A 12,813-nucleotide genomic window follows, 5' to 3' on the forward strand; every position below is an offset into this window, starting at 1 on the left:
TGATTTAATACTTACAGAACAATGTTCATCGAATGATATCCCTCTCACTCCAGCAAACTTTCAAGCGCTTGCAGCAATAGCTTACGGTCATGTAAACCATCCGTTGTCGATTGCACTAATGGTCGGTAGTAATAGCGGCTGTGCTCGTGTTGGCAGAGCTTTGGTTGCCAAGGCTTTGGCTGGCAGAACTCTGGCTGGCTGGCCATTGCTTGTGTGCCATGGCACAAGATTTTATCAATAGGGCGGCCATTAAGCAGATGCTCAATAAAGTCGACCTTTTGGGCGGTGCTGAGCTTATCTACCTGTGTGTGTTCAGGTTGCAAATTATCAATAAACACTAAAGTTGCGGGACTTAACGCTATGGTGTTAGCCACTTCGGTTAACAATAACGGCGGCACTAAGCTGGTAAAAAAACTGCCGGGCCCCAGCAAAATCAGCTCGGCTTGTTGCAAACGCGTCACCACTTCTGGCGTGGCGTTAGTTGGTGGGGTTAAGGCCAATTGCTTGGGTAACGATGTCATCTCATCCACGGCGACCTCACCAAAAGCGCGCCGCCCTTGGCTATCTATGGCGGTTAAATGGCAGGCTTGTTCGGCCATGGGGAGCAATTCCACGGTGACATCGAGCATTTTAGAAATAATCCGCACGGTTTCTAATGGCCGCACCGATAACTGATCTAAGGCGTACAGCATCAAGTTACCTAAGGAGTGGCCATGCAATTCGTTGGCTATGGTGAAGCGATATTCAAACAATATGGTGTTTATGGAGGGGTGCTCGCTGAGTTGCGATAGGCAGTTGCGTAAATCGCCCCACGCAATACAAGCATCGGCGGCGCGCAATTTACCGGTCGAGCCACCATTATCGGTAGTCGCCACTATGGCGCTTAAGCGTGATTGCAGCTCAGATAAAGCGCTGACTACGCGCCCGAGCCCATGGCCGCCGCCTATGGCCACTACCCGCGTCATAGCATCTAACTTACCCATCCTTGCCATAATTCCTCCTTTTCTTTCCAACTAAGCATAGATGCCAAGCCGCTTTAGTGCAGGTTACGACGCAGATCAATGCCTTGTACCCACCTTCATCATCCTTGCCATTACGCTCGATGATTTATCTAGGCTGCAATGCAAAATGCAATTGCCAGTCAGTTTGCGCTTCAACTTAGTCACTCAAAAAAGCCATGACATTGAAAAACAATGATTTTATTTGTTGGCACGATAATCGCTTATCTATAAGCAAGAAAGCAGAACCCAGCAAAACCGACAACGATGGCACTACTGATAGCGAGGCACGCATATGAACATTACACTCGACAACCAAGCAGACCAAGGTTTCAAGGTAGCAATCAGCGGCGATATGGATGCCATCGGCTGCAAAGAAATCAAAGAAGTGGTCGATCGCATAATTACTATGAATTTCAATGGTGAAATCACCATGGATCTGGAGCAAGTAAATTTCATGGATTCCTCCGGTATTGGCGCAATAGTCTATCTTTATAAAAGGTTAAAGGAAGTTGATCGGGTAATTAGTCTGCATAACGTCTCAGGCCAGCCTTTAGAGTTAATGCAATTACTTAGAATCGATAGCGCGATAGCCATACATAGCAAACATGCTAATGCTTACAGGGATTGTTTATGAAAATTTGGTTCTGTGGATGTCTATTGATATTCCTTTATGGATGCACCGCCTGGCCAGAGCACGGCCAAGGCGGAATGGCAGAGCTGTACAGCGCCGAACTTTATCCAGTCAATAACCAGCAAGATTTAGGCCCAGAGCAAGGATTACGCTTTGAATGGGAGTTAAGCGGTCGCAAGCTTGACGTGCTCGTGCTGCAAGGCGCTGAGTTATGCTTCCCTGCCACCATAGTTCAAGCTGAGCTCAATCAAAAACGCATAGTGCGGCAACTGCAAGGTGGCCTGTTATACGATGCTGCCACCGACATCATAGCCCAGCGTCAATTACTCGCGCGCCTTGAACAAAGATTAGACATTGCCACCACAGAAGGTAAATGTATTCTGCCCGACACGGGCGAATTGGCTGAGCTTGATGCCATTGATAACACTAACTTGGCAGCGAATAATGTTGCTAATGAACTCAGCAATTTACTTAATCACGACAATCAATTTGCGGTTAACTCCTATCAATTAAACCCCAAGTTTATTGGCAATTTAGCTAAAGCCGCGGCGCAGCTTACTGAACTGCCGCAGTATTCACTCCTCATTACCGGTCATGCCGATGACCAAGGCAGCTTGGAATATAACTTCCAATTAGCCAATGCGCGCGCTGAGCAAGTAAAACGCTACTTAATGATTTTTGGCCTGAATGGCGAGCAGATATCCCTAGATTCTGTGGGCGAAGATGAGCCCCTGCTAAAAGGCACCCAAGAAGAAGTGCGCCTCACCAATAGACGCGTCACTATCGCTGTGATTGATAGCGAGCTCACGCCAGCACAAGCAACCAGTGCCAAGAAGCCCGCAAAAAATACAAGAGCAAATTCCAAGTCTAATTCAACGTCAAATTCATCGTCTGGCTCAACCCAAAGCTATCCAGCGACCCCTTTACCACCTGCCGCTACGCTTAAGGAGGATAGACAATGAACCTTTGCCGCAATCTTTCTCTTAGCTTAGCTATCATGATGTTAACGCTCATTATGTTAGCCTCAAGCGCGCACGCCAATGAGTACCAAACCCAAGTCGGGGATGAGATTAAAATCTTACTGCCAGGGGAAGCTGAGCTTAATCAAAACTATCAAATAGATCGCCAAGGCCGAATTATTTTGCCGGAAGTAGGCGCAGTGCAAGTGGTCAATCAAACCGAGCAGCAGTTAGCCGAAACCGTAAGACTCGCGCTCAGCGCCATTTTTCGTGATTTAACCAACCTGCAAGTCTTCATCAATAAGCGGCAATTACTGATAAGCATTCAAGGCTATGTCAATCAGCCGGGGGAATTTACCCTGCCGGCCAATTCCACGGTGCAAACGGCGCTTCATGCCGCCAGTGGTTTAAGAGCGGGCGCGCAGCTAGATAAATTGCAATTACAGCGCAATGGCGAAACCAATATTTTCAATTACAAGGCGTTTCTTGATAGCGGCGATATGAGTTTATTGCCTGAGCTTAAACCCTTAGATGTGTTGTTTATCCCAGCATCGCCGATTATGGGCAATGTCGAGCAAACCTTTAATCCTCTCAATCTTGCCGATGGCGGCGATGCCGCCGATGATGTTGGCGCCGTCAAAGTCTTTGGCGAAGTGAACCGCCCCGGCAGTTTTTCCTATAAAGAAGGCGTGACCTTAGTGGATTTATTAATGCGCGCGGGCGGCGTAACCCGCTACGCAGGCGTTGAGCAAATCCGCGTTATCGCCGATAACGAACCCACTATTTTTAACCTTAAGGGCTATTTAGACAGTGGCAATGAAAAGCTGCTGCCCAACATACATGCCGGCACCACCATCTTTGTGCCGATTCAAGTGGAAGAAGTGAAATCGGGCGCCAATACCGTCTATATCATGGGGGAGGTCGATAAACCCGGCGCCTTTGAAAATAAAGCGGGCACCACTTTTATGGATATTTTGGCCAATGCCGGCGGTCCGACCCGTTTTGCTGAATCGCGCCAAATTCGGGTTATTAAGGCCGATGGCACCATTAAAAGCTTTGATTTAGCCGGTTACACTGAAGGCACAGTTGTGCAAGAAATGCCGACAATCGCCGCGGGAGACGCTATCTTTGTGCCCGAAAAAACCGATATGAATGAAAAGTCGTGGCTAAAAATTGCGCCCAATCGCGCCGTACGAGTGTTTGGTGAAGTGGTAGCGCCGGGGCGTATCGAATGGTCGGCGGAAATGAACTTGCTGGAATTGTTAGCTCATGTGGGCGGCCCCAATCCCAAGGCTGATACTGCCAATATTGAAATTTTAACGCCCGATGATAATGGCAATATCACTCGCACCCAATTCAACTTAGATACCTTTATGAAAGAAGGGCAGCCTGATTCCGCCCTGCCCTTTATTAAAGCGGGCTCCACCATTCGGGTATCAAACCTGCCTGATGACCCGAGCGACAATAAATCGCAGTGGGTGCGCCAAAGCAGTGATAGTTCGATTTACGTCTTTGGCCAAGTGGGCGCTCCTGGGCGCTATCGCTTTACCGAAGAACTGCATTTTCTTGATATTCTCGCCGCCGCCGATGGGCCAACGGGTAGCGCTGACTTACACAATATCCGCATCACCCACAGAAGCGATGGCCATGCCAGAGTCAGCCAATTAAACCTTAATCGCTATTTTGATACTGGCGATGAAAGCTTGCTGCCCATAGTCAAACCCGGCGACACTATATTTGTGCCAGAAAAAGACAAGCAATGGCTTGATGAACCGAGCGCCCGAACGGTTAAGGTCTTAGGCGCAGTGAATCGCCCCGGCCGTTATCGCTTTGACGATACTATGACGCTGCTGGATGTGCTTGCCGAAGCGGGCGGCACTAACTCCAACGCCTATATAGAAAAAATTACTGTGGTCAATATGAGCTGCTGCGCCGATCAAGCCACCAGCTTTAACTTACTTAAGTTTGCCAAAACCGGTAACTATCGCATGCTGCCAGTGCTGCGGGCGGGCGATACTGTGTTTGTCCCTGAAAAGAGTGAAACCTTCTTTGAGTACTTCCAAGACTCGTTGCAAGTGATCCTTGGCATTGCCGTATTAGGGGCGCTGTAATGTTATTGCCGCCGACCAACAATGAAGTCGAGCATATCTACAGCCATCTGCATCGCCTTGAAGCGCGCTCAGTGGCGGTAACTTCGGCCAACCCTGGCGAAGGTTGCACTTCTGTGGTCATAGCGCTAGCTCAGCGGCATTTGTTATCGGGTCACTCTACCTTAGTGGTGGATTTTAATTTGTTTCGCCCGACCTTAGTGGATTTAGAGCTGCAACCAAAACATGATTACCGTACCCCAGTGTTGGTCAGCCTTCGCAACGAAACATTAGCATTTCAAGGAATTACTGCGCCGCAATGCAAGGAGGCCGTCATGTCCCTGCGCCAAAGCGAATTTTTAGGTGAGTTAATCAAGCAGTGGCAGCAAGACTACAGTTTAATCATTTTTGATACCTCGCCCCTGCTGAGAAATAACGCCAATAATATCTCGGCCGATGTAGTGGCTGCGGCTTGCGATCAAACCTTGCTGGTGATGATGGCAGGTATCACTACTAAAGCTATGTTGACTGAGTCCTGCAATGCCCTTAAACAAGCCGAGGCCACCTTAGGTGGCTGCATCATCAATGACTGGCATAATCCAAGCTTAAGAACCGAAATGCTACGCGAAGCCGACCGCCTTAAAAACATATCCCCCACTTGGCAGCAACGCATAAAAAAGTGGTTGTTTAATAACAAATTTATTTCCATGGGAGTCTAACTCATGGATAAATGCCTGATTAATGATACTCGCCCCGCCAGCCTAGAAGCCGTGCGCGATATGCGCCAATTACTGCAACGGGTATTAACTCAGCAGTTGCAACATCCACAGCAATTGCAGCGCATGTTATTGTGCTTTTCGGAGCTCGCCACCAATATAGTGCGCCACAGCGCGCCCCCTGCCCGCGCCATCGGAGTGCAGTTATGGCTTAGCAATCATCAATGGCAAATTCATATCACAGATGATGGCGGCAGTTGGCAAGCCTGCGACATAGTGCCGCTTGATGAGCACGAGGTGAGCGCTACTGGCGGGCGCGGCCTGTCGTTAATTACTCATTATTGCGATAACTATCAATACATTGCTGGAAAACTAAATCTATCTAAATTGCAGTGGCCACGAGTCTTTAGCCAAAACAAACCCCATGTATTGATAGTCGAAGATGACAGCAGTCAGCAGCGATTGCTGCGCGCCTATTTAAAAGATGAATATCAGGTCGACTGCGTGTCTGATGGCGAGCAAGCTCTAGCCCTGCTAGATAGGCTGCCCATAGATTTGATTCTCTCTGATGTAAACATGCCAAAAATGAATGGCTTAACTTTACGGGAGCGGCTTAATCAAGCGGGCAATCGCCGCCTCATTCCATTTATTTTTATTACCCAAGACACTAAGCGCACTAGCATGAATTACAGCTTAGGTTTTGATGACTTACTGACTAAACCTGTGACTAAAAGTCAGCTTCTGCAAACTATCACCCGGGTATTAAGCCGATCGGCGCAAGTGTATACCAGCGTCAATGAGCATATTAATCAGCAAATTAGCCGTTCGTTACTGCCTAATCTGCCAAGTCACTTTCAAGACTGGTCGCTTGGGTATGCTAGTCGCTCGGCGGGCAGTGGCGGTGGTGATTTTGTGTTATGTCAGCGCCATGACTGCGTTAAAGATGAAGCCAAGGATGAAGCCCTAAGCGTGCTGCTGGTCGATATTATGGAGCATAACATCGAAGCTAAGTTTTTCTCCTACGCCTATGCCGGCTATATGCGCGGCTTATTGAGCCATAAGCAGCAAGCATCCCCTAGCGCCTTACTAGCGGCAATTTCTAACGCGGCTTATCAAGACAGCATGTTAAGCCAGACTTTAATGACCTGCTGCGCTTGCACTCTGTTTGCTAACCACACCTTACTTTTTAGTTGCGCCGGTCACCCGCCGCCATTATTGATTACTGAGTCTGAACTTATCCCTATCCCCAGCCAAGGCACGCTGCCTGGGCTAATTGCCGACATTCATTTTTCTGAGCATAAGTTGCAATTGCACCAAGGCCAGCGCGTGGCCTTATATACAGATGGCTTGTTTGAGTCTGGCGGCAGTATAGAGCGGCGCCAAAGCTTAGAAACCATTATCAAGAAACGCTTAGTTGATACCTTGTCTATGGATATTCAAGCGGCAGCCGAAAGTTGCATGCAAACCTTTGATCGCCATGGCGGCGTGCCAGCGCGCGACGATGCTCTATTGCTACTCATAGAGCCAAACAGCGGAGTGACCAAAAATGTCAATTAAGCTTAAAGCCTTATGCTACTTAATCGTCTTCGAAGCGCTATTTTTACTGCTGCTAACCACCTACCCCATCAGCCCTAGCGCCACCCCGCCCTTAGTGCCCAGCATAGCGGCGCAGTTTAGCCCGCAGTGGCTTAATTCTGATGGAGCATTATCAAAAACCTTACCCGAATCCTTAAGGGCGCAGTTACCCGCAAGCCCTATTACTCGCATTGAATTCACGCCGCGGGGCAGAGAGCCCATTAACCTCTATCAGGCGCCGCACTTGAATGCAAAAACCGGCTTAGGTGCCGGTGCTGTGCCTAGTTCTGGTTTTGATTCTGGTTCTGGCGCAATTTATAGCTCAAGTGCTATGTCTGGCGCAGACATAGCTGCCCCTTGGTTATATCAAGAAGACATAGCTGGCCTTGGGCGCTTAATCATTAGCTATCATCAAGCGGCATTCGCCCCATTGCCAGCGCGCCAAGCATTGGTGCTGTTTATCAGTCAATTGGCCTTTATTGTGTTAGCGACTGTACTCATCTATCTGGTAATACATAGGCGCAAACGTAAAATTATTCACGCCATCAATACCTTGTCGCGCTTTGGTGTTGGCCCGCAAATGAATATTGCCAATGCCGATGAGTTTTCCGATATCGAGCTTGCCATTAATCGCATGTCTAAGAGTTTGCAAATCGATCAAGAGATGCTGCAAGAAAACCTTGAAAAACAAAAAGACAGTTATCGCACCATTTCTGATGAAAAAATCAAACAAAGGGCCATTCTCGACGCCTCACTTGATGCCATCATATCCATCAATGAAAAGCAGCAAGTGGTTGAATATAACAAGGTTGCAGAGGAAATCTTTGGCTACACCAAAGAAGAAGTGCTCAATCAGCCCATGATGGATTTAATTCTGCCGCCCCACTATCGCGAGCCCCATAAAGCTGGGATTGAGCGCTTTATGAGTAGCGGTAAAAGCGTAGTCATAGGTCAGCGTTTGAGTCTGTGCGCCTTGCGTAAAAACGGTGAAACCTTTCCCATTGAAATCTGTATTTCATCCCTTAATACCGACAATGGTTATCTGTTTATCGCCAATATCCGCGACATTACTGAGCGCGATAAAGTTGATACTGAACTGAAATTAGCCGCTCACGCCTTTGCCAGTAGCGATGCCATGTTTATTTGCGATTTAAGTTATAAGGTCATCCGCTGTAATAACGCTTTTACTCGCATGACCGGCTTTAGCGAGGCGCAAGTGTTTAATCAGCATCTGCGCCACCTTGCCGCCAAAGGCACAGACAAAATAGTGTATCGCAGCATTTGGATTAAATTGTGGGAGAAATTGCGCTGGGAAGGCGAAGTGTTAGTTAAACGCCAAGATGGCAGCAATTTTCCGGCGTTAGTGACTATTTCGGCGGTGCAAGGCGCTAAATATAAAACCACCCATTACGTGGCACATTTCATTGATATTTCTAAGCAAAAACAATCAGAAGCGATTTTGCAGCAAGCTAAAATTGATGCCGAGCGTGCTAGCGTCAGTAAGAGCCGCTTCTTAGCCTCCATGAGCCATGAGATTCGCACTCCCATTAATGGCGTGTTGGGGCTGCTGACCATGCTTGAAGACTCGCAGCTAAATGCCGCGCAGCAAAACATAGTTAATACCGCTAAAGCCTCAGGCAAGATGCTGCTTTCTATCATTAATGACGTGCTCGATTTCTCAAAAATGGAGTCGGGTAATTTATCCTTAGTAGCGCAGCCCTTTGATATCCGCGACACCTTTAAGCAAACCTTAGAGCTACTGCTGCCCATAGCCAATCGCAAAGGCATAGCGCTGCGATTCAACTTAGATAATACCTTGCCGCCATGGGTTGAGGGCGATGCCGATAGATTGGCGCAGGTGCTGATGAATATCACCAATAACGCCATTAAATTTACTCATAAAGGTTATGTCAATGTTGAGCTCAGCTACCGCCCGCTGGGCGCCAATAGCATAGAGGCCATGTGCAAAATCACAGATACCGGCATAGGCATAGCTGAGGACTTACTGCCTAACTTATTTAATGAATTTACTATGGCAGACCAAAGCTTTGCTCGGAGCAAAGAAGGCACAGGCTTAGGGCTTGCCATTAGCGCCAGGCTTATCAATCTAATGCACGGCGAAATTCACGTGGAAAGTGAGCTCAATCATGGCAGCTGCTTTAGCTTTAGCCTGCCACTGCTATTAGGCTTTGCACCCAGTCATTATCAAGCAGTGACTCAAGCTAATGGCTCCGAAAACACATTGGAAGCCAGTAACCTCATTAACGACATTAATAGCGACCCATCATTAAAACCGCTGATCTTAGTGGTGGAAGATAACCTAGCTAACTGCATGGTAGTACAGCATCAATTAGCCAAAGCCAATTATGATTTTATGATAGCCAATAACGGCTTTAAGGCGATTGAGCTATTAAAGGATTTAATGACTCAAGGCGAGCGCAGCGAGTTATCGCGCTTACCCGCAGCCATCTTGATGGATATCTCTATGCCCGAGATGGACGGCATGGAAACCACCCGCATTATTCGCGCTATGCCAGCGCCGTTTGGGCAATTGCCAATCATCGCGCTCACTGCCCACGCCTTAAGTGGCGATAAAGAGCGCTTTATCGCCGCGGGTATGGATGATTACTTATCTAAGCCCACTAATCGCAAGCTACTTGAGCAGCATATTCAGGTATTTATTCAGCGTAGCGGCGCAAGTAGCGAGACTCCTGACATTAGCCATGATAGCCAGAGTGATGCTCTTATTGATGAAAAGGTAATAAATCAATTAATCAGCGATATTGATGCCCAAGATATGCCTGAAATTCTCACCCTCTATTTGCAAGATACCCGTCAACGCTTGCAGCAATTTACCGAAGCCTTGCAGCAAAACGATATAGCGCGCCTTGAATTTGAAGGCCACACCATAGGCAGCAGCGCCGCGGCCCACGGCAACGCTAGCTTATGTCGCATTATGCGCAGCGTCGAAGCCTTATGTCAGCAAGACGATATTGTGGGCGCCAAGTTGCAGGCCGAGCAAGCCATCTTAATTGCCACGCGCTCATTTATCGCCGTAGAAATTCGCATTAAGCGCGGATTTATCGCTGCCGCTGGCTAGCAAAATCTCTGGTATCTCTTAGACTTAACCCTAAGTACGCTAAGGTTAAGGATTACCATGAGTGCAGCTATTACTATTGTCATCATTGAAGATGCGGCGCCCATAGCGACCCAATATCGTTTCTTTTTGAAATATCTACATGCCAATATTGAGATAGCTGCCACGGGCGAAGACGCTAAACAATTGATTGAGCGCCTACGCCCTGAAATCATCCTGCTCGACCTTAAACTCCCCGACATGCAAGGCCAAGACATTTTAAAGTGGCTTAAGCAGCAACCCTTTGAATCCATAGTGATAGTCACCACAGGTCATGGCTCTGTCGATATTGCAGTGGATTTAATGCGCCTCGGCGCTGATGATTTTTTAGAAAAGCCAGTGTCAGCCGAGCGCCTGCGCACTACCATCAATACCCATTTAGACAAGGGCTTACTGAAAAAGCAGCTCAAGCAACTGACAGAGTCCGGCCATCGCGATCATTTTCATGGTTTTATCGGCAAGAGCCTTGCCATGCAAACCGTCTATCGCATCATAGAGTGCGCCGCCAATAGTCAGGCCACCATTTTTATTACCGGTGAAAGCGGCACCGGCAAGGAGGTGTGCGCCGAGGCTATACACCAACAAAGCCAACGCAAGCATCACGCCTTTGTCGCCTTAAACTGCGCCGCCATTCCTAAAGATTTAATGGAAAGTGAAATCTTTGGCCACATTAAAGGCTCGTTTACTGGCGCCATTAGCGATAGAAAAGGCGCAGCGTTACTGGCCGATGGTGGCACGCTATTTCTCGATGAAATCTGCGAAATGGACGTTGAACTACAAAAGAAATTATTACGTTTCTTGCAGACAGGGCGCTTTCAGCGCGTCGGCAGCAGCCAAGAGTTACAAGTGGACGTACGTATTTTATGCGCCACCAATCGCGACCCATTAGTAGAAGTGCAAGCTGGGCGTTTTCGTGAAGATCTCTATTATCGCCTGCATGTGGTGCCCATTCATTTGCCGCCTCTGCGCGAGCGCGGCCACGACATTATTGATATTGCTACTCATCTACTGCGCCAATATAGCCAAGAAGATGGTAAACATTTCACTCAGTTTGCCAGCGATGTTATGCAGATTTTTAAGCGCTATCAATGGCCTGGTAATGTGCGTCAATTACAAAATGTCATCCGCAACATAGTGGTACTGAATCAAGGCGACACGGTTCTTAACGATCATTTACCTGCGCCCTTAAATGCGCTGTTAGCGCAACCTTTGCCGGTTAATAGCAGCGCTATCAATCAAGAACCGTTAAGCGCTAATACTAGTGTTAGCGCTGCAAGGGAGCGCCCCAAAGCGCACCAAATTCTTGAGTTGCACCAAATCCGCCCCTTGGCTGAAATCGAGAAAGATGTGATTGAGCAAGCCATTAGCCTCTGTGATGGCAATATTCAAAAGGCGGCCAACTTGCTTGAAGTCAGTCCATCAACCATATATCGCAAAAAACAAAGCTGGGATGACATGGCCAATTCATGTGGCAATGAATCAGCCAATTAATGAGGCAGCGAATAACGCTATGGTGCGCGCCTTAAACGCCCACCAAACCTAACCCATAAATCACAGCTATCAACAGAGTCAAGCCATGACAACTCAGCAGCCCCACACAGTAGTGCTAATGCTTGATAGCCGCAGTCAAGGCGGCATAGAAACCCATGTGGTCGAACTCGCTAAAGGGCTAGTGCGCGCCAACCTTATGGTGCGGGTGTGCTTTATGCGCCGCTATGACGCTGAGCATCCCATAGCCGCAGCGCTAAAACATGCGGGAGTCACAGTGGATTACCTGCCGTCAGGCGTAAGGGCGCTTTATGCCTATCTTGCCACTATTAAGCCTTGGATACTGCATACCCATGGCTATAAGGCCGGCATTCTTGGGCGCATTATCGCCAAATGGCAAGGCATAGCGACCATCAGCACTTATCATGCCGGCGAAATCTCTCACGGCAAGCTTGGTCTCTACGATGTTATTGATAGATATAGCCATTTTTTAGCAAATGAAGTGCTGTCCGTCAGTCAAGAAATCGCCATGCGCTTACCCTTGGCTCGCGCCCACGTATTTCGCAATTTTATTGATACCGAGCATTTGCCATTAAGTTGTGGCCAGCAAGTGGCGTTCGTTGGCCGCCTTAGCCATGAAAAAGGCGGCGATAGGATAATTGAATTTGCCCGCGCCTTACCTAAGGTTGATTTTCATATTTATGGCGACGGCCCTGATGCCAATGGCCTACAAGCAGTGGCCAGCAGCAATGTCCACTTTCATGGCTTTTGCCAGATGAGTCAGCATTGGCAAAACATAGGGTTAATGGTGATGCCATCACGGCATGAAGGACTGCCCATGGCCGCCCTTGAAGCTATGGCTCGCGGCATCCCCGTGGCTGCAACTAAGGTCGGTGATTTAAGTCAGCTTATCGATAATGGCATGAGTGGCTATGTCGTGGCAGAGCCAGATTATCTGCAATTAATTCAGGCCATTGAGCACTGGCAGCAATTAACGCCAAGCCAGCGCTTATTACTTGGGCAGACAGCCAAAACCAAGATAGAGCAGGAATATTCACTCAGCGCCTTAATGCCCAGCATGCTAGCCCTGTATCACCAAGCCCATGAGCCCGTTAGCTCGAGCTAACACTACCGCTAAAGACAGATGTTTTATTTTGCAAAGCGATTTGCAGTTTAGAGCTTAATGCGAGCGAGATGAAATTAAAAGGCACATATAAACA

The 12,813-nt window shown here is 48.1% G+C and carries 9 protein-coding genes; 8 read left to right on the plus strand and 1 reads right to left on the minus strand.

The annotated features are described in order from the left end of the window. Nucleotides 1–44: 44 nt before the first annotated feature. Nucleotides 45–992 carry a uridine diphosphate-N-acetylglucosamine-binding protein YvcK gene (gene yvcK, locus FJQ87_RS16955; RefSeq protein ID WP_240778770.1) on the minus strand — a complete coding sequence of 316 codons (948 nt, stop codon included), beginning with the start codon at nucleotides 990–992 and terminating at the stop codon, nucleotides 45–47. Between the two features lie 301 nt (nucleotides 993–1,293). Between yvcK and FJQ87_RS16960 the strand changes: the two genes are divergently transcribed. The 8 genes from FJQ87_RS16960 (at nucleotide 1,294) to FJQ87_RS16995 (ending at nucleotide 12,719) form a co-directional block, all read left to right on the plus strand. After that, nucleotides 1,294–1,635: an STAS domain-containing protein gene (locus tag FJQ87_RS16960; RefSeq protein WP_140933622.1), complete on the plus strand. Its 342-nt coding sequence runs from the start codon at nucleotides 1,294–1,296 to the stop codon at nucleotides 1,633–1,635. Then, nucleotides 1,632–2,594 carry an OmpA family protein gene (locus tag FJQ87_RS16965; protein WP_140933623.1) on the plus strand — a complete coding sequence of 321 codons (963 nt, stop codon included), beginning with the start codon at nucleotides 1,632–1,634 and terminating at the stop codon, nucleotides 2,592–2,594. The genes FJQ87_RS16960 and FJQ87_RS16965 overlap by 4 nt, the downstream gene beginning before the upstream one ends. Further along, on the plus strand, nucleotides 2,591–4,702 hold the full coding sequence (locus FJQ87_RS16970; protein WP_140933624.1) for an SLBB domain-containing protein: 2,112 nt from the start codon (nucleotides 2,591–2,593) through the stop codon (nucleotides 4,700–4,702). The genes FJQ87_RS16965 and FJQ87_RS16970 overlap by 4 nt, the downstream gene beginning before the upstream one ends. Continuing rightward, a complete protein-coding gene (locus tag FJQ87_RS16975; protein ID WP_140933625.1) occupies nucleotides 4,702–5,397 on the plus strand; it encodes a CpsD/CapB family tyrosine-protein kinase in 696 nt (231 codons plus the stop codon). The genes FJQ87_RS16970 and FJQ87_RS16975 overlap by 1 nt, the downstream gene beginning before the upstream one ends. 3 nt (nucleotides 5,398–5,400) lie before the next feature. Then, nucleotides 5,401–6,951 (plus strand): SpoIIE family protein phosphatase, encoded by a 1,551-nt coding sequence (locus tag FJQ87_RS16980; RefSeq protein ID WP_140933626.1) that lies wholly within the window; start codon nucleotides 5,401–5,403, stop codon nucleotides 6,949–6,951. After that, nucleotides 6,941–10,069: a PAS domain S-box protein gene (locus FJQ87_RS16985; RefSeq protein ID WP_140933627.1), complete on the plus strand. Its 3,129-nt coding sequence runs from the start codon at nucleotides 6,941–6,943 to the stop codon at nucleotides 10,067–10,069. The genes FJQ87_RS16980 and FJQ87_RS16985 overlap by 11 nt, the downstream gene beginning before the upstream one ends. Nucleotides 10,070–10,126: 57 nt before the next feature. After that, nucleotides 10,127–11,596, plus strand: a complete 1,470-nt coding sequence (locus tag FJQ87_RS16990; RefSeq protein ID WP_140933628.1) for a sigma-54 dependent transcriptional regulator — start codon at nucleotides 10,127–10,129, stop codon at nucleotides 11,594–11,596. An 85-nt stretch (nucleotides 11,597–11,681) separates the two neighbouring features. Then, the gene (locus FJQ87_RS16995; RefSeq protein WP_140933629.1) at nucleotides 11,682–12,719 is read left to right on the plus strand and encodes a glycosyltransferase family 4 protein; all 1,038 of its coding nucleotides are present in this window, start codon (nucleotides 11,682–11,684) and stop codon (nucleotides 12,717–12,719) included. The last annotated feature ends 94 nt before the right edge of the window (nucleotides 12,720–12,813 follow it).

The organism is Shewanella sp. SNU WT4 (genome assembly GCF_006494715.1).
In the GTDB taxonomy this organism is placed as follows: domain Bacteria; phylum Pseudomonadota; class Gammaproteobacteria; order Enterobacterales; family Shewanellaceae; genus Shewanella.

Coding starts and splice junctions, on each gene's coding strand:
- yvcK (WP_240778770.1), bottom strand. CDS start 992: ATGGCAAGGATGGGTAAGTTAGATGCTATGACGCGGGTAGTGGCCATA.
- FJQ87_RS16960 (WP_140933622.1), top strand. CDS start 1,294: ATGAACATTACACTCGACAACCAAGCAGACCAAGGTTTCAAGGTAGCA.
- FJQ87_RS16965 (WP_140933623.1), top strand. CDS start 1,632: ATGAAAATTTGGTTCTGTGGATGTCTATTGATATTCCTTTATGGATGC.
- FJQ87_RS16970 (WP_140933624.1), top strand. CDS start 2,591: ATGAACCTTTGCCGCAATCTTTCTCTTAGCTTAGCTATCATGATGTTA.
- FJQ87_RS16975 (WP_140933625.1), top strand. CDS start 4,702: ATGTTATTGCCGCCGACCAACAATGAAGTCGAGCATATCTACAGCCAT.
- FJQ87_RS16980 (WP_140933626.1), top strand. CDS start 5,401: ATGGATAAATGCCTGATTAATGATACTCGCCCCGCCAGCCTAGAAGCC.
- FJQ87_RS16985 (WP_140933627.1), top strand. CDS start 6,941: ATGTCAATTAAGCTTAAAGCCTTATGCTACTTAATCGTCTTCGAAGCG.
- FJQ87_RS16990 (WP_140933628.1), top strand. CDS start 10,127: ATGAGTGCAGCTATTACTATTGTCATCATTGAAGATGCGGCGCCCATA.
- FJQ87_RS16995 (WP_140933629.1), top strand. CDS start 11,682: ATGACAACTCAGCAGCCCCACACAGTAGTGCTAATGCTTGATAGCCGC.